We start from the raw sequence: 17,035 nt of genomic DNA on the forward strand, positions 1-17,035 counted from the left end.
CGACGACCTCTGGATCAATATCTTGATGTCAAGATACTTGACGGAAGGTAGAGTTGTCACCATGTCGACTCCCCCGCCCGACGACGTCGACCGCATCGTCGAGGCGTGGCGGCGCGAGCGACCCGACCTGGACGTCGCTCCCCTGCAGGTCCTGTCCCGGGTGTCGCGGTTGGCGCGCCGGCTCGACCTCGACCGGGTGCAGGCGTTCGCCCGACACCAGCTCGAGGGCTGGGAGTTCGACGTCCTCTCCGCACTGCGCCGGGCCGGTTCCCCGTACCAGCTCTCGCCAGGCCAGCTCATCCGCCAGACCCTGGTCACCAGCGGCACCATGACCAACCGGGTCGACCGACTCGAGCGACGCGGGCTGGTCAGCCGCAGCCCCGACCCGACCGACCGGCGCGGGGTCATCGTGCGGCTCACCCCCTCGGGTCAGCGCACCGTCGACGACGCGATGGCCGACCTGCTCGACCGCGAGCGCGACCTGCTCGCGGAGCTGTCCACCGGCGACCGCGACGAGCTCGCCGCCATGCTCCGCCGGCTGCTGTCCCCCTTCGAGGCCTGAGCCGTCAGCCGACGATCTCGGCGGCCGCGAGCCACTCGAGCTCGAGCCCCTCGCGCTCGTCGACGATCTCGCGCAGCTGCCCGTTGAGGGCGAGCACCTTCGCGTGGTCGGTGGCCGACTCGGCCATCTCGGCGTGGATCCGGTCCTCCCGCTGGGCCAGCCGCGCGAGCTGCTTCTCGACGCGCGCCATGTCCTTGCGGGCCTCGCGCAGCTCGGCAGGGCTGTGCGTCGGAGCGGCCGCCGGCGCCGGCGTGGTCGCGGAACCGCCTGCAGATTTCGTTCCCATGGGGTGGGAAACCTGCGCCGACGAGGACGCGGATGTCGACGTGGGGGCGACTGGCAGCGTGGCCAGCGGCTGGGCATGGCGGAGCTCGAGGTACTGCTCGACCCCACCGGGCAGCTGGCGGATCTTGCCGTCGCCCATCAGGGCGACCTGCTTGTCACAGGCCCGCTCGAGCAGGTAGCGGTCGTGCGACACCACGAGCAGCGTGCCCGCCCAGCCGTCGAGGACGTCCTCGAGAGAGGTCAGCGTCTCGATGTCGAGGTCGTTGGTGGGTTCGTCGAGGAGCAGCACGTTGGGCTCGTCCATCAGCAGGCGCGTCAGCTGGAGCCGACGCCGCTCGCCACCGGACAGGTCCGACACCCGGGTCTGCTGGCGGCCACCGGTGAAGCCGAGGCGCTGCGCGAGCTGCGAGGCGCTGATCTCCTTCTTGCCCAGGCGGATGTACTTGCGGACGTCCTCGATCGCCTCGATGACGCGCCAGTCGGCATACCGCTCCAGCTCACGCACCTCCTGCGTGAGGTAGGCCAGCCGCACCGTCACGCCCTGCTTGCGCTTGCCGGACGACAACGGGACCGTCCCGGCGATCGCACGCAACAACGTCGACTTGCCCGCGCCGTTGACCCCGACGATGCCGACGCGCTCCCCCGGGGCGAGGTGCCAGGTGATGCGGTCGAGCAGCAGCCGGTCGCCGAGCGTCACGGACGCGTCCAGGAGGTCGACGACGTCCTTGCCGAGACGGGTCGTGGCGAAGCGCATCAGCTCGACGTCGTCGCGCGGAGGCGGCTCGTCGGCGATGAGGGTGTTGGCCGCGTCGATGCGGAACTTCGGTTTCGACGTGCGCGCCGGTGGACCGCGGCGCAGCCAGGCCAGCTCCTTGCGGAGCAGGTTGTCGCGACGCTCGGCCGTGACTGCGGCCATCCGCTCGCGCTCGGCCTTGGCCAGCACGTAGGCCGCGTAGCCGCCCTCGAAGGCGTTGACCTTGCCGTCGACGACCTCCCACGTGGAGGTCGCGATGGCGTCGAGGAACCAGCGGTCGTGGGTGATGGCGACGACCGCGTTGTCGGGGCGGGCGCGGTGGCGCACGAGGTGTTCGGCCAGCCAGGCGACACCTTCGACGTCGAGGTGGTTGGTCGGCTCGTCGAGGAACAGCACCGTCGGGTCCTGCACGAGCAGCCGGGCCAGCGCGAGGCGTCGGCGCTCCCCGCCGGAGAGCGGTCCCACGAGGGCCTCGAAGCCTCCGACGGCCTCGGCCCCGATCCCACCGAGCAACCCCGTCAGGACGTCACGGATCCGCGGGTCGCCGGCCCAGAGGTGCTCGGCCAGGTCACCGAGCACGGCCTCGCGCACGGTGTGGGCCGGGTCGAGGACGTCCTCCTGCGCGAGCACGCCCACGCTCGAGACACCCGCCCGGGTCACCCGTCCGGTGTCGACGCCACGCTCACCGGCGAGGACGCGCAGCAAGGTGGTCTTGCCGCCACCGTTGCGGCCCACGACCCCGATGCGGTCGCCGCCGAGCACGCCGAGCGAGACCTCGTCGAGCACCTGGGCGGTGCCGAGGGCCAGCGAGGCGCGCTCGACACTGATGAGGTTGGCCACCGGTCAGCCCGGCCTGGGGGCGCTGATGACATGGGCGCCGTGGGCCGGACCCGTCGCCCGCCGCACGTCCTGCACCGCCCCCGAGGCGGTGAGGGACACGGCGAGGTCGAGCGCCGCCTCGTTGGACTCGGCGATGAACGCGACGGTCGGCCCCGATCCGGAGACCACGCCTCCGAGGGCGCCGAACTCGAGCCCAGCGTCGAGCACGTCTCCCAGCGCGGGCATCAGCGAGATGGCCGCTGCCTGGAGGTCGTTCGTCAGCGCCGCACCCAGCGCGCGGGCGTCGCCGGAGCGCAGGGCGGTCATCATCTCCGGGCTGGGCGAGGGTTCGGGCACCGGGCGGTCGCCGCGCAGCCGGTCGCACTCGGCATACACCGCCGGGGTGGACAGGCCGCCCTCACTGAGCGCGAAGACCCAGTGGTAGCTGCCGCGCGCCAGCACCGGGGCCAGCACCTCACCGCGACCCGAGCCCATCGCGGTGCCACCTCCGAGCAGGAAGGGCACGTCGCTGCCGATGCTCGCAGCGATCTCCTCGAGCTCGGGGCGGCTCAGCCCGGTGCCCCAGAGGTGGTCGCACGCGACGAGGGTGGCGGCAGCATCGGCCGACCCGCCGGCCATGCCGCCCGCGACCGGGATGTCCTTGCGGATGGTGATGTGCACCGGCTCGTCGATGCCGCCGACCTCGGCCAGGCGTTGCGCAGCCCGCGCTGCGAGGTTCGTGCCGTCGACCGGCACCCCGAGCGACTGCGGGCCCGACACGGCGATCCCCCACTCCGGCGCACTCATCACCGTCACCTCGTCGAAGAGGTTGACCGCGTGGAAGATCGTCGAGAGCGGGTGGTAGCCGTCGTCGCGCGGCGCCCCGACGAGCAGCTCGAGGTTGACCTTCGCAGGGACGCGCACCGTCACCGATGACGGTGGCATCGCGGCAGAGGTCATGGCCGCCACCCTAACGGGGTGCGGGCCGGCGCGCGGATCGGCTCAGCCGCCGCGGCCCGGCAGTCCGCCGCCCCCAGCGGATCCGGACATCTGCACAGAACCTTCACACCATCTCCGCCTCCCCTGCACTGTCGCTCTCCTACTCTCGAGAACGTGAGCACCAAGCCCCGCGTCCTCGTCGTCGAGGACGAACCCACCATCGCCGAGGCGATCGCTGCCCGGCTGGTCGCCGAGGGTTTCGACGTCGAGCAGGTGCACGACGGCCTCGTGGCGCTCGAGCGAGCCGCCGCCTGGGACCCCGAGCTGGTGGTGCTCGACGTGATGCTCCCCGGCCTCGACGGCCACGAGGTATGCCGCCGGCTCCAGGCCGAGCGACCGGTGCCCGTGCTGATGCTCACCGCCCGTGACGACGAGACCGACCTGCTGGTGGGGCTCGGGATCGGCGCCGACGACTACATGACCAAGCCCTTCTCCATGCGTGAGCTGGTGGCTCGAATCCGGGCCCTGCTGCGACGCGTCGAGCGAGCGGCCGTGGCCGGCGCTGGAGGGGGCGCCGGCACGGTCCCGCCGACGGTCGACGTCAACGGGCTGCGCATCGACGGCGCGCAGCGCCGGGTCTGGTCGCGCGAGGACGAGGTGCACCTGACCCCCACCGAGTTCGACCTGCTCGTGTGCCTCGCCGCACGCCCGGGCACCGTGCTGACCCGCGAGGCCCTGCTCGCCGAGGTGTGGGGCTGGGCCGATGCCTCTGGTACGCGCACCGTCGACAGCCACGTGAAGTCGTTGCGCCGCAAGCTCGGCGCCGACCTCCTGCGCACCGTCCACGGGGTCGGCTACGCCCTGGAGGTGGGGCCGTGAGGTACGACGTGCGGCCGCTCGACGCCATCCGGTCGATCAAGGTCAAGCTCGGCCTGCTCGTCGCGGTGACCGTGATGGTCGCGTCGGTGCTGGCCGTCGTCGGCACCCGGGCCGGACTCTCGCCGTGGGCCACGGTGCCGGTGGCCGTGCTGGCCGCACTCGGCGTCACGCAGCTGCTCGCCCGCGGCATGACCTCTCCCCTGCGCGAGATGACGCAGGCCGCCCAGCTCATGTCGACCGGCGACTACTCACGCCGCGTGCACGCCACGTCCCGCGACGAGGTCGGCGAGCTCGCCCGGGCCTTCAACCGGATGGCCGCCACGCTCGAGCTGGTCGACCGGCAGCGACGCGACCTCGTGGCCAACGTGTCGCACGAGCTGCGCACTCCGATCTCCGCGCTCCAGGCCGTCCTCGAGAACCTCGTCGACGGCGTGTCACAGCCGGGACCGGAGGAGCTGCGCCTCGCGCTGGCCCAGACCGAGCGCCTCGGCCGGTTGGTCAACGACCTGCTGGACCTCTCGCGGGTCGAGGAAGGCGTGACGCCGTTGCGGGTCAAGGAGATCCGGCTGTCCGACTTCCTGACCGAGGCCGTCGCGCAGGCCCGGGTCGACGGGCTGCGCTATGCCGTGCGGGTCCAGCCCGAGACCCTCACCGTCCCGGCCGACCCTGACCGGCTGCACCAGCTCCTCGCGAACCTCATCGACAACGCCTCGCGGCACAGCCCCGCGGGCGGACTGGTCCAGGTCAGTGCGGAGGCCGCTGGCGGTGACGTGCTCGTGGCCGTGGCCGACGAGGGACCCGGCATCGCCGCCTCCGACCGGCGAGCGGTGTTCGAGCGCTTCACCACGAGCACCGCCCACGACAGCGGCACCGGCCTCGGACTGGCCATCTCGCGCTGGGTCGCCCAGCTGCACGGCGGCAGCATCGCCGTCGCGGACAGCGACCACGGCTGCCGCATCAACGTCCTGCTACCGACGGACGCAGACCGTCCGACCACCACGAAAGAGCCCGTGATGAGCACCCTCACCCCACCCGCCCCGATCCCGGAGTCCCCGCCCGCGCCGCCGCGTGACTCGCTCACGTCGTACTGGCCGGATGCGCCGCGTCGCCGTCCCGCGATCGTCGCCGCGGCTGTCGCGACCGGCGTGGCGGCCGCACTGGTCCTCCCCAACCGCAGCCTCGGACTCGGCACCGCGCTGGTGTTCGCCGCGGTCGCCGCGACGGTCTTCGCGGCCCGGACCGCACGCGGAGGGTCTTCGCGGTGGTCGTGGCGTGACGGGGTCGACGCGGTGGTGGTCGCCCTGCTGCTTGCCACCCTGGTGCTCCGCGCCGCCGAGTGGATCACCGTCCTGTGCCTGCTCGCGGCCCTCGCCCTGGTGGCTGTGAACTCCACCCGCGCGCGCACCATCGTCGGCCTGCTGGCGACGGCTGCGGCCGTGCCGCTCGCGGCGTTGCGCGGGCTGCCGTGGTTGGGGCGCACCCTGAAGCCGCGAACCAGCGTCGCGGCGTGGCTCCCCGCCGCCCGGACGGCGCTCGTCTCGGTCGTGCTGCTGCTCGTCTTCGGTGCGCTCTTCGCCTCTGCGGACGCGCTGTTCGCCTCATGGGTCGACAGCCTCACCCCCGACATCACCTGGAACGACCTGCCCGCCCGCGTGGTCCTGGCCCTGTTCATCGCGGCTGGGACGCTCGCCGCGGCATACGTCAGCATGGCCCCGCCTGCGGTCGACCGGCTGCAGCTGCCCCTGCGCCCCAGCCGCCGGCAGTTCGAGTGGCTTGCACCCGTCACCGTGGTGAACGCCGTCTTCCTGCTCTTCCTCATCGCCCAGGCCACCGCCATGTTCGGCGGCCACGACTACCTCCAGCGCACGACCGGACTCACCTACGCCGACTACGTGCACCAGGGGTTCGGCCAGCTGACCGTCGCGACGATCCTCACCCTGACGGTGGTCGCGTGGGCGGCCCGCAAGGCCGCCCCGGGCCGGGCCCGCGATCTCGCGCTCGGCGCGCTCTGCCTCATGACCATCGTCGTCGTGGTGTCCGCGCTCTACCGGATGCACCTCTACGAGGAGGCCTACGGGTTCACCCGGCTGCGACTGCTCGTCTCGGTGTTCGAGGGCTGGCTGGGCGCGGTGGTGCTCCTGGTCATGGCGTCAGGCGTCGTGAAGGGTCGCGGGTGGCTGGTGCCGATGGCCGTGCGCCTCGGAGCGGTGGGGCTCCTGGGGCTCGCCGTCGTCAACCCCGACCTCTACATCGCGGAGCAGAACCTCGCCCGGCCCGACTCCGCCACCGCGACCGACTACGTCTACCTGGCCACCCTGTCGGCCGACGCGTACCCCGCGATCTGGAAGCTGCCCGCGGACCCGTTCGGGTGCGTCACCGGGACGGGCGAGATCTCCCGGCCCACGGGAGACGACTGGCTGGAGTGGAACCTCGGGCGGGCTCGGGCGCGCGACCTGATGACCCAGCGGCCGATGGCCACCAGCGAGCCGGCCCGCGCGGTCTGTCACCCGACCCCCTGACGTCCAGCCCGGATCGCAGCCTGGTCGCCCCAGCTTTCGGCCAATCGCCCGAAAGCTGGGGCGATCGGCGCCGTTCAGGGCACGGAACCGGGCAGTTGGCCGGTTCCTGACGGAGACGAAGGTCGCGGTCAGTCCGCGAGGGTCGACCGGGCGGCGGCAATGGCGGCGAACTCGTCGATCCCCAGCTGCTCGCCCCGCGTCCGGTGGTCGATCCCGGCCATGCGCAGGCACTCCTCAGCCCTCGGCGCGGACCCGGCCCAGCCCGCGAGGGCGGCGCGCAGGGTCTTGCGGCGTTGGGCGAAGGCCGCGTCGACGCAGGTGAAGGTGTCGCGGCGGCTCGCCGTGGTGATCGGGGCGGACCGCCGCTCGAGGAGCACCAGCCCCGACTCGACGTTCGGTACCGGCCAGAAGACGCTGCGCGGCACGGTCCCCGCGAGCCGCACCGCGGCATACCAGGCGGCCTTGACGCTGGGCACCCCGTAGGCCTTCGACCCGGGCTTGGCGGCGAGCCGCTCGGCGACCTCGAGCTGCACCATCACGAGCACGCGCTCGAGCGTCGGGAACGCCTCGAGGAAGGTGAGCACGACCGGCACCGAGACGTTGTACGGCAGGTTGGCGACCAGCGCCGTGGGTTGGGGGTCGGGCAGCTCGCGCACCTGCATCGCGTCGGCGTGGACGAGCGTCAAGCGGTCCGCGTATGCCGGTGCGAGCCGGCTCACGGTGCCCGGCAGCGCCCGAGCGAGGGTGGGGTCCACCTCCACCGCCGTCACGTGACCCACCTCGGGCAGCAGCGCGAGGGTGAGCGAGCCGAGGCCGGGGCCGACCTCGACCACCGAGTCGTCAGCGGACACCCCGGCCAGGCGCACGATCCGCTTGACGGTGTTGGCGTCGACGACGAAGTTCTGGCCCCACTGCTTGGTCGGACGCAGGCCGAGGTCCGCCGCGATCTCCCGGATCTGCGCAGCACCGAGGAACCCGCTCTGCTCGACCATGGCGCCGACTCTAGGCGACACCCACGGCCCACCTTGATCGGGTCCTGGGACAAAGGTCCGCCTCACCTGACAGACGTTCTCGGGTGAGGCGGACCTTCGCGGGGGAAGCTGGTGGGTCAGGCAGCGTGCGCGCAACCCCAGGGGCCGAGGCCCGCCTTGGCGTAGTAGCGGTTGGCGACGGTGATCTGCTCCTCGCGCGAGGCCAGGTCGGGGCGTGACGCGAAGTCGTCGCCACCGTTGGCCAGCCACGAGCTGATGTTGAACTGCAGACCGCCGTAGTAGCCGTTGCCGGTGTTGATCGACCAGTTGCCGCCCGACTCACACTGGGCGATGCGGTCCCACATGGCCGCGTTGGACAGGTTGATGCCCGCACCGGAGGTGTTGCCGGCGCTGATCGTCGTGGCGGGGCGGGCCTTGCTGCCGACGGCCACGATGGCACGGGTGGGCGCCTGGGTCACGACGGTGCTGATGACCTGCTTGCTCTCGAGCTTGCCGTCGACCCGGACCACCTTGTAGGTGACCACCTTGGCGCCGGCGGTGCCGGACCTGATCGTCTTGGTCTGGCCCACGTAGAGGGTGGAGTCCTTCTGGCGGGTGACCGGCGGTGCGATGGGCAGGGTCTCCTTGACGTCACGTGACGTCACGCGGAGCACCGCGATGCTCAGGCCGGCGGTCACCGGGGTGGTCAGGCGCGGGAAGACGCGGTCGTCGGCGTCGCGACCGATCTTGAGCTCCGACAGCACGTCGGCGACCGTCGCACCGGTGGTGCTCACGGTGCGGTTGGTGCCGTCCACGCGGACGGCGACCTGCTTGGGCGTGGTCACCGACAGGACCAGGCCCTGGCGGCCCAGCGACATGGAACGGGAGGCCGACAGCTTGGCGGCGTCGGCGCGGATGCCGAGCTCCTGCAGGGCGGCCGAGACGGTGGTGGCGGTCGTCCAGTACTCGCGGGTGCGTCCGTCGATGGTGACGGTCAGCTTGCGGCCGTAGCGGACGACGATCTTCTGGCCATCGGCGACCTGGGTGCCAGGGGCCGGGACGACCACGTCGTGCTCACGAATCGAGATGTCCTGCTTCTTGAGGATGTCGTCGACGGTGCCCGCGAAGGCGTGGACCGTCGAGGTCTTGCCGTCGACCGAGAGGGTGACGGACTTGTCAAGGTGCGAGACGCCAACGGCGCCAGCCACGAGGCTGGTGACGACCGCGGCTTGGGCGATGCGTCGAACGGGACGGGTGATCACGATGCTCCAGAGTTCGTACTCCCCGGGCATCGGTGCGGCGTCGCGTCCCCTGCCCCGTGGTGCCGGGGGGCTTGGGCGCCTGTGCCCAAGGGCAAAGGCACAGGGGTCGCTCTGGCCCGCCGTCGTGGCGGTTTGAACAACCCCTGATCGCGTCGCCCGGTGGGTCCGACCCCGGCCAACAGTCATCCACGATGACCACCTTTTCGGCAAAGGTCAAATTTTGGTAACGGAAGATTCGGGGTTTGGCCAAGCCACACCGGTGTGATTCAGGCCCGCCTCCCGGGGCTCTGCCGGGCTCTCACCACGGTCCGTAGACGGCCTCCGCGTTGTCGCTCACGGCCTGGCAGAGGGTCGGCACGGCGACCCCCATGACCCCCGCCATCGCCCGGATCGTGAGGGGCACGAGATAGGGGGCGTTGGTCGCGCCGCGCCACGGGGAGGGCGTGAGGTAGGGCGCGTCGGTCTCGACCATCACGCGGTCGAGCGGAGTCACCGACAGCGCGTCTCGCAGGCCCCTCGCGTTCTTGAAGGTGACCGTGCCGGCGAAGGAGAGGTAGTAACCGCGGTCGGCGCAGGTGCGCGCCATCGAGACGTCACCGGAGAAGCAGTGCATGACGGTCCGCTCAGGCGCCCCCTCCTCCTCGAGGATGCGCAGCACGTCGTCATGGGAGTCGCGGTCGTGGATCTGCAGGGCCTTGCCCGTCCGCTTGGCGAGGTCGATGTGCCAGCGGAACGAGTCCTGTTGCACCCCAACGCCATCCGGGCCGGTGCGGTAGTAGTCGAGGCCGGTCTCACCGACCACGCGCACGCGTGGGTGCGCGGCCAGCTCCTCGATCTCCGCGTATGCCGCGTCCAGCGTGCCGGCCTCGGCGAGCCGTGGCACCTCGTTGGGGTGCAGGGCCACGCCACCCAGCATCGCCGGGTGCCGGTCGACCATCTCGACCGTGAACCGCGCCCCGGGCAGGTCGCACCCGATCTGCACCAGCCGGTCCACCCCGACCGCCCTGGCCGCGGCGATGACTGCGGCCACGTCGGGCGCGTCCTCACCGTCACGGGCGATGTCGAGGTGGGTGTGGTTGTCCACGACCGGGATCGGCAGGGGGTCGGGGGCGTCCGGCACCCGGTGGTGACCGCCGCCCTGACCCGGGTCAGCCGTCGCCATCACCGGAGGCGTCGTCGCGGAGCCGTTCGAGCTCCTCGTCGACCACGGCCTCGTCCAGCTTGGTGAAGATCGGAGTGGGCTTCACCACAGTCGCCCCGACCACCACGGGCACCGACTCCCAGCGGGGGGTCTGCGAGTACTGACCGGTGATGATCGGGTAGGTCCGGTCGGCGTCCGCGTCGTCGAGCCCGGAGACCTCCTCGAGCACCGGCATCGGCATGAAGGTTCCCTCGCCACCGAAGGCCGCGTGCACGGCGTTGGAGGAGTGCGGCAGGAAGGGCGCCAGGATGCGGTTGAGGTCGGCCACGCACTGGGTCAGGGTGTGCAGCACGGTCGCCAGGCGCTCGCGCTGGTCGTCACCCTTGAGCTTGAAGGGCTCGGTGTCGGTGACGTACTTGTTGACCTCGCCGACGGTCCGCATCGCCTCGGCCACCGCGGACTTGATCCGCTGCTTGGCCAGCAGCCCACCCACGGTCTCGAAGGCGGCCAGCACCTTGGCCCGCACCGCCTCGTCGACGGGCTCCAGCGGGCCCGGCTGCGGGATCTCGCCGAAGTTCTTGGCGACCATCGCGGCCGTCCGGTTGACCAGGTTGCCCCAGCCGGCGACGAGCTCGGAGTTGTTGCGCTGCACGAACTCGGCCCAGGTGAAGTTGGCGTCCTGGTTCTCGGGTCCCGCCGCGCAGATGTAGTAGCGGATCGCGTCCGGGCCGTAGCGCTCCAGGACGTCGCGGATGTAGATGACGTAGCCGCGCGACGTCGAGAACTGCTTGCCCTCCATGGTGAGGTACTCGCTCGACACGACCTCGGTCGGCAGGTTCAGCACCCCGAACTGACCGGGCTCGCCCCCACGACTGCCGCGACCGGCATACCCGAGGAGCTCGGCCGGCCAGATCTGGGAGTGGAAGGTGATGTTGTCCTTGCCCATGAAGTAGTAGGACAGCGCCTCCGGGTCGTTCCACCATTCCCGCCAGCGGTCGGGCTCGCCGAGCCGGCGGGCCCACTCGACCGAGGCGGAGAGGTAGCCGATGACGGCGTCGAACCAGACGTAGAGCCGCTTGGCGGGCTGGTCGCGCCAGCCATCGAGCGGGACGGGGATGCCCCAGTCGATGTCACGGGTCATCGCGCGGGGACGGATGTCGTCCAGGATGTTGAGGCTGAACTTGATGACGTTCGGGCGCCACGTGCCGCTCTGCTCCCGACCGGCGAGCCACTCCCTCAGGGCGTCCGCGAGCGCGGGCAGGTCGAGGAAGAAGTGCTGGGTCTCGATGAACTCCGGCACCTCGCCGTTGATCTTCGACCGCGGGTTGATCAGGTCGGTGGGCTCGAGCTGGTTGCCACAGTTGTCGCACTGGTCGCCGCGCGCCTCGGGATACGAGCAGATCGGGCAGGTGCCTTCGATGTAGCGGTCGGGCAGCGTCCGCCCGGTCGACGGCGAGATGGCGCCGCTCGTGGTCTGCTCGACCATGTAGCCGTTCTTCCAGACCTGGGTGAACAGCTCCTGTGCGACGGAGTAGTGGTTGGTCGTGGTCGTCCGCGTGTAGAGGTCGTAGGAGCAGCCGAGGTCGGCGAGCTCGGACGCGATGATCGCGTGGTTGGTGTCGACGAGCTGCTGCGGCGTCACGCCCTCCTTGTCCGCGAGGACGAGGATCGGGGTGCCGTGCTCGTCGGAGCCGCTGACCATGAGGACGTCGTGGCCGGCCATCCGCATGTACCTGCTGAAGACGTCGGAGGGGATGGCGAACCCGGCCACGTGGCCGAGGTGCCGGGGCCCGTTGGCATAGGGCCAGGCAACGGCGGAGAGGACTCTTGTCACGGTTGAATCCTAGGGGTGGGCGCCAAACGGGTTTCGGCCGCTCCAGTGGCGGGGCGCACGGCACATTTTCGGCCAATCGCCCGACTTCCCGCGGATGGCCCCCTCCCAGCCCCGCAACTCCCGGCCAATCGCCCGACTTCCCGTGGGCGGCCCCCTCCCAGCCCCGCAACTCCCGGCCAATCGCCCGCTTCTTCATGGCGCTGTGGAAAACCGACGGCGAGTGCGTGGTGGCCCCCCACCCTTGAGGTATGCCGCGTCGCTCACTTCCAGGCCGGGCGTTCGACCCGAGGCTGCCCTTCACCCGTGCCGAGGCACGGGCCGCCGGTGTCACCGATCTCGAGTTGGCCGGGTCGAGGTACCAGCAGCTCTTCCGGGGAGTGCACGTCCTGGCCGTCGTGGAGCCCACTCTCGTCCTGCGTTCCCTGGCGGCCCTGACCGTCGCACCCACGTCGTCGGTCGTGACGCACCACACCGCAGCGCGACTCTGGGGCGGCGTCCCCCCGGACTCCAGTGACATCCACCTGACCATGCCGGACCTCAACCGCCCCAAGATCGCCGGCATCCGGCCGCATCGCGTCAAGACCATGCCGCCCTCGGTGAGGCGTCGAGGGTTGCCCGCCACGAGCCCCGAGCGCACCTTCCTCGACATGGGCCGATGGTCAGATCTGGTCGACCTCGTCGTGCTCGGCGACTCGCTCGTGCGGGCCGGGGTCACGACCCCGGAACATCTGCGAGACGCCGCCAGGGACTGGACCGGATACCACCGCGCGCTCGTGGTCCGCGCCGCGTCATTCGTCCGGGACAAGGTCGACTCCCCGATGGAGAGCCGGCTGCGGATGCTCATCGTCTTGGCCGGCCTGCCGGAGCCGGTGGTCAACTTCCAGGTCGTGGACGTCGACGGTCGGGTGCAGTACCGCATCGACCTGTCCTTCCCAGACCAGAGGCTGGGCATCGAGTTCGACGGCCGTCACCACATCGAGCGCGAGGGTCAGTGGGAGGGCGACCTGCTTCGGCGCGAGGACCTGGAAGCGCAGGACTGGAAGTTCGTCGTCGTCCTGGGGTCGCAGGTGTACGGGGATCCGAGGGGAGTCCTGTCCCGAATCGAGGCCGCCATGCGGTCTCGCGGCATCCGGGTGCCCGCGCTGCTCTCGGCCGAGTGGCACCGCCACTTCCCTGGCCGCCCGGGCGCGTGAGGAAGCGGGCGAATGGCCGAGTTCCCGTGGCTCCGGGCTCCGGGAGGCGTGAGGAAGCGGGCGAATGGCCGAGTTCCCGTGGCTCCGGGCTCCGGGAGGCGCGGGAAAGCGGGCGAATGGCCGACTTTCGCGCGGTTGCGGGTCAGGACGGCCGGGAAAGCGGGCGAATGGCCGACTTTCGCGCGGTTGCGGGTCAGGACGGCCGGGAAAGCGAGCGAATGGCCCGTTGTTGAGGAGGGGCACCGGGACTACGGGTTTCTCCGGATGTCTGGTCGTTGGCGGGCGAGGACCGTGGAGAGGGCAGGACCACCCCAACCGGAGGAGGAACCATGATCCGCAGGACCATCGCCCGGGCCGCCGTGGCTGCCGCTGCCCTCGCCGTCGTCGTCGCTGCACCGGCTGACGCGGCCATCTACAGCCACGACCACTTCAGCTTCACCTTCGCCGAGAGCTTCGAGGACTGCGGCATCACCGTCGACCACACGGCGGAAGGCCACGGGGGCTTCACGATCCGCACGATCAAGGGCACCGACGAGGCCTACCTGGGCTGGAACCAGGTGTCTGCCGTCGACACGTTCACCAACCCGGCCAACGGTCGCTTCTTCACGATCACCAACCACAGCACCTTCCGCGAGACCAGCGGCACCCACCTCGAGGGCACCATCTGGTCCTTCGAGTCCAAGCTGTCGGGCGCCTCGTTCACCGTGCGCGACGACTCCGGCCAGCTGGTCGCCCGCGACTCCGGGACGCTGCGGATGGTCACGACCTACGACCTCCTGGGCGACGCGCAGCCCGGCGGTGAGCAGATCGGCGACCCGGTGGTCACGGCGATGAACGGCCGCTTCACCGAGCTCGACTTCTGCGCCGACCTGGTCGACCCGCTCCTCGGCTGACAAGGCTGACCAGCGTGCAGCGACCCCGTGCAGCGAGTCCGTGCAGCCAGTCCGAGGGCGGTGCAGAGGGCCAGGGTTCGGGTCAGTCGCGCTGACCCAGGCCGGCGTCCCGCGCGCGGATGATGACCTCGGCACGGTCGGTCGCCTGCAGCTTCGACAGGATCGCCGACACGTTGTTGCGCACCGTTTTCGGTGCGAGATAGAGCTCGGCGGCGATCTGTCCGTTGGAGCGCCCGGCTGCGATGAGGTCCAGCACCTCGCGCTCGCGCTCGGTGAGCATCGGGAACTCCGTCGCCTGCCTCGCCGGGGAGGGCGCGAGCAGCTCACCGATCCGGGGGGCCAGGGAGGCGCCGAAGACGACCCCACCGGCAGCGACGGCGGTGATCGCACGCACCACCTCGTCCTGCGCAGCACCCTTGACGAGGTAGCCCCGGGCGCCGGCACGCATGGCCGACAGCAGCGTGCCGTCGTCCTCCCCCATGGTGAAGACCAGCACCCCGACCGAGGGCTGCTCGGCCAGGACCCGCCGCGTCGCCTCGATCCCGTTGACCTGCGGCATCTGGATGTCCATCACGATCACGTCCGGACGGTGCTCGGCCGCCAGTGCCACCGCCTCTGCGCCGTCGGCCGCCCGGGCGACGACCTCGATGTCAGGGTGCGGCTCGAGCAACGTCGCCAGCCCGTCACGGAAGATCGGGTGGTCGTCGGCGATCAGCACCCGCACCACGGCCCGCTCCCCGCCGGACCCGTCCCGTCCCGAACCATCCCCGCGAACGCCGTCGCCCGTCATCCGTTGCCTCCCACCGGCAGCCACGCCCGCACGCCGTCGCCCGTCATCCGTTGCCTCCCACCGGCAGCCACGCCCGCACCGTCGTCCCGCCACCGGGTGGGCACACCACCTCGTACCGCCCACCGAGCTCCTCGGCCCGCTCCCGCAGCGATCGCAGCCCGACCCCCGCCACGACGTCCGGCGCGATGCCGCGACCGTCGTCCCGCACCTCCACCGCCAGGTCGGCGGGTCCAGCGGTCAGCGTCACCGTGCACGCCTTGGCGTGCGCGTGGCGGGCGACGTTCGTGAGCGCCTCCGACACGATCCGGTATGCCGCGACCTCGACGGCCGCGGGCAGGCCGGCCACGTCGTCGGCGCGGACGGACACCTCGAGCCCGGCGGCCCGGGTGCGGTCGGCCTGTTGCTCGACCGCGGCCAGCAGGCCGAGGTCGTCGAGCGCGGGGGGTCGCAGGCCGTGGACGAGCCGGCGCACGTCGGCGAGCGCCTCGGTGATCTCGGCGCGCGACTGCACGACGAGACGGTGGGCGGTCGCCGGGTCGGACTCGACGGCGTTGCCGGCGGCGTCCAGCCGCATGGCCACCCCACCGAGGACAGGGCCGAGGCCGTCGTGCAGGTCGCGTCGGATCCGGCGTCGGTCCTCCTCCCGGGCAAGGACCAGCTGCTCCCGCGACGCCTGGAGCTCGCGGGCCAGCAGGCTGCTCCGCACGGCGATGGCCGCCTGCCGGACGACGTCGACGAGGAGGACCTGGTCGCGCCGCGACAGCATCCCCCGGATGCCTCCGTCGGGCAGCTCGATCGAGCCGATCCGCTCTCGGCGGTACGTGATCGGGAACGAGCGGCTCGCGACGGGCGCTGTCCCGTGCGTCGCCGCGAGCCCTTGTCCACCGGGCCCGAGCACCTCGACCCGCACGAACGGCACGCGGAAGGCCTCGGCCACGCTCGCCGCGAGCGCCGGGAGCTGCTCCTCGAGCCCACCCGACTCCTCGAGCCGCTCGGCGAGGGCGGAGACCACCTCGTACCGCTCTCCCCGTCGACCGAGCACCCGGCGGCGCACCTGCGCCGTGAGCCAGGAACGCAGTGGGCCGTAGGCCGCGACGGCCAGGACGAGGACGAGGACGGTGACCTGGCGTTCCTCGAAACGGTCGCCCAAGAGGGCTGCGGCGGCCGCGACGACCCCCAGGTCGAGCAGGACGAACAGTGCGGCGATCGCGCCGTAGACGAGCGTGCCACCGACGAGGGCGTCGATGTCGCCGGTCTGGGGCCGCCCCACCCCGATGACGACCGAGAGGCTGGTCGCCACCAGGGCGACCACGAGGGCGGCGAACCCGACCGGTCCGTTGACGTCGAGCAGCATCACCCCGCCGGCGAGCAGGCAGACGATGGCGGCCCAGAGCAGCCAGCGCAGCTGGGTCCGCTCGACGCCGGCCGAGCGAGCGTGTCGGGCGAAGACGGTGGCGGCGGCCAGTGGCATCGCCAGCATCGTCAGCACCTGCCCGACGTGGATCGTGGCGATGGCCGCGCCGTCAGACAGCGGGAGGCTGAGCTGAGGGAGGAGCCGCACCACCTGGTCGGGGAGCCGGCCGTCGTAGACCACGTGGTCCGGAGCCAGGATGAGGCTGAGTGGCAGGGCAAGCGACATGACCACCGCAGCCGCAGCGGCGCCTCGCCAGCGGCCCCGGGGCAGTCGACCCGTCGGGTACAGCACGAGCACCAGGGGCAGGGCCACCAGCAGCAGCGACCCGGCCTCGGAGACGACCCAGTACGCGAGTCCGGTGAGCGGGAGGGTCGGCCGCTGGTGGAGCCCCACCACGGCATACGACTCGCAGAAACCGTCGAGGGCCCAGAAGCCGCCGGTGGCGGCGAGCACCAGACCCACCACGTGCCTCGGCCGGAAGGCGAGGATCGCGGCACCGCACAGGCCGACGAAAGCCCCGATGGCGCCACTGACGACGCCGCGCTCGCTGACGTAGAGCACCCGCTGCGCATCGGTCGACCTCGCGTCGAGCAGCACGCATCCCACCACGAGCGCGAAGAGGGCCACCACGATCAGGCCGGGCAGGACGAGGTGTCGTCGACTCGCACCGGAGCCGGGCGCGTCCGAGCCGGGCGCAGCCGGGCCCGAGGCCTGGGCGCGCAGGGCTGGCACGGCGGTCACCTCGTCAGTGTGCCAACGCCGGTGTCCCGTCGTCAGGGG

The 17,035-nt window shown here is 71.6% G+C and carries 13 protein-coding genes; 5 read left to right on the forward strand and 8 right to left on the reverse strand.

The window, feature by feature from the left end; translation table 11 throughout:
• Nucleotides 1-61: 61 nt before the first annotated feature.
• On the forward strand, nt 62-562 hold the full coding sequence (locus AC1DX8_RS10130; RefSeq protein WP_477629796.1) for a MarR family winged helix-turn-helix transcriptional regulator: 501 nt from the start codon (nt 62-64) through the stop codon (nt 560-562).
• A gap of 4 nt (nt 563-566) precedes the next feature.
• Here the strand turns inward: AC1DX8_RS10130 and AC1DX8_RS10135 are convergent, their stop codons facing one another.
• Both AC1DX8_RS10135 and AC1DX8_RS10140 read right to left on the reverse strand, forming a co-directional pair.
• Nucleotides 567-2,441, reverse strand: a complete 1,875-nt coding sequence (locus AC1DX8_RS10135) for an ABC-F family ATP-binding cassette domain-containing protein (RefSeq protein WP_477629797.1) — start codon at nt 2,439-2,441, stop codon at nt 567-569.
• A gap of 3 nt (nt 2,442-2,444) precedes the next feature.
• A complete protein-coding gene (locus tag AC1DX8_RS10140) occupies nt 2,445-3,380 on the reverse strand; it encodes a 4-(cytidine 5'-diphospho)-2-C-methyl-D-erythritol kinase (protein WP_477629798.1) in 936 nt (311 codons plus the stop codon).
• 153 nt (nt 3,381-3,533) lie between these two features.
• Between AC1DX8_RS10140 and AC1DX8_RS10145 the strand changes: the two genes are divergently transcribed.
• Both AC1DX8_RS10145 and AC1DX8_RS10150 read left to right on the forward strand, forming a co-directional pair.
• Nucleotides 3,534-4,238, forward strand: coding sequence for a response regulator transcription factor (locus AC1DX8_RS10145; RefSeq protein ID WP_477629799.1), 705 nt, complete (start codon nt 3,534-3,536; stop codon nt 4,236-4,238).
• Nucleotides 4,235-6,757, forward strand: coding sequence for a DUF4153 domain-containing protein (locus AC1DX8_RS10150; RefSeq protein WP_477629800.1), 2,523 nt, complete (start codon nt 4,235-4,237; stop codon nt 6,755-6,757). Before AC1DX8_RS10145 ends, AC1DX8_RS10150 begins: the two co-directional genes overlap by 4 nt.
• 128 nt (nt 6,758-6,885) lie before the next feature.
• Here the strand turns inward: AC1DX8_RS10150 and rsmA are convergent, their stop codons facing one another.
• The 4 genes from rsmA to metG form a co-directional block, all read right to left on the reverse strand.
• Entirely contained in the window at nt 6,886-7,749 is an 864-nt protein-coding gene (gene rsmA, locus AC1DX8_RS10155) for a 16S rRNA (adenine(1518)-N(6)/adenine(1519)-N(6))-dimethyltransferase RsmA (RefSeq protein WP_477629801.1), read from the reverse strand.
• Between the two features lie 116 nt (nt 7,750-7,865).
• A complete protein-coding gene (locus AC1DX8_RS10160) occupies nt 7,866-8,990 on the reverse strand; it encodes a ubiquitin-like domain-containing protein (RefSeq protein WP_477629802.1) in 1,125 nt (374 codons plus the stop codon).
• 298 nt (nt 8,991-9,288) lie between these two features.
• Entirely contained in the window at nt 9,289-10,152 is an 864-nt protein-coding gene (locus AC1DX8_RS10165; RefSeq protein WP_477629803.1) for a TatD family hydrolase, read from the reverse strand.
• Nucleotides 10,139-11,965 (reverse strand): methionine--tRNA ligase, encoded by a 1,827-nt coding sequence (gene metG, locus AC1DX8_RS10170; protein ID WP_477629804.1) that lies wholly within the window; start codon nt 11,963-11,965, stop codon nt 10,139-10,141. Before metG ends, AC1DX8_RS10165 begins: the two co-directional genes overlap by 14 nt.
• A 248-nt stretch (nt 11,966-12,213) precedes the next feature.
• Between metG and AC1DX8_RS10175 the strand changes: the two genes are divergently transcribed.
• Together AC1DX8_RS10175 and AC1DX8_RS10180 are read left to right on the forward strand one after the other, a co-directional pair.
• On the forward strand, nt 12,214-13,158 hold the full coding sequence (locus AC1DX8_RS10175; protein WP_477629805.1) for a hypothetical protein: 945 nt from the start codon (nt 12,214-12,216) through the stop codon (nt 13,156-13,158).
• 329 nt (nt 13,159-13,487) lie between these two features.
• Nucleotides 13,488-14,051, forward strand: coding sequence for a hypothetical protein (locus AC1DX8_RS10180; protein WP_477629806.1), 564 nt, complete (start codon nt 13,488-13,490; stop codon nt 14,049-14,051).
• Between the two features lie 82 nt (nt 14,052-14,133).
• Here AC1DX8_RS10180 and AC1DX8_RS10185 read toward each other — a convergent pair whose 3' ends face one another.
• Both AC1DX8_RS10185 and AC1DX8_RS10190 read right to left on the reverse strand, forming a co-directional pair.
• The gene (locus tag AC1DX8_RS10185) at nt 14,134-14,841 is read right to left on the reverse strand and encodes a response regulator (protein ID WP_477629807.1); all 708 of its coding nucleotides are present in this window, start codon (nt 14,839-14,841) and stop codon (nt 14,134-14,136) included.
• A gap of 43 nt (nt 14,842-14,884) precedes the next feature.
• On the reverse strand, nt 14,885-16,996 hold the full coding sequence (locus tag AC1DX8_RS10190) for a sensor histidine kinase (RefSeq protein ID WP_477629808.1): 2,112 nt from the start codon (nt 16,994-16,996) through the stop codon (nt 14,885-14,887).
• Nucleotides 16,997-17,035 lie beyond the last annotated feature (39 nt).

The organism is Pedococcus sp. P2_A3 (genome assembly GCF_056405035.1).

Coding starts and splice junctions, on each gene's coding strand:
- AC1DX8_RS10130 (WP_477629796.1), top strand. CDS start 62: ATGTCGACTCCCCCGCCCGACGACGTCGACCGCATCGTCGAGGCGTGG.
- AC1DX8_RS10185 (WP_477629807.1), bottom strand. CDS start 14,841: ATGACGGGCGACGGCGTTCGCGGGGATGGTTCGGGACGGGACGGGTCC.
- rsmA (WP_477629801.1), bottom strand. CDS start 7,749: ATGGTCGAGCAGAGCGGGTTCCTCGGTGCTGCGCAGATCCGGGAGATC.
- AC1DX8_RS10140 (WP_477629798.1), bottom strand. CDS start 3,380: ATGACCTCTGCCGCGATGCCACCGTCATCGGTGACGGTGCGCGTCCCT.
- AC1DX8_RS10180 (WP_477629806.1), top strand. CDS start 13,488: ATGATCCGCAGGACCATCGCCCGGGCCGCCGTGGCTGCCGCTGCCCTC.
- AC1DX8_RS10175 (WP_477629805.1), top strand. CDS start 12,214: ATGCCGCGTCGCTCACTTCCAGGCCGGGCGTTCGACCCGAGGCTGCCC.
- AC1DX8_RS10165 (WP_477629803.1), bottom strand. CDS start 10,152: ATGGCGACGGCTGACCCGGGTCAGGGCGGCGGTCACCACCGGGTGCCG.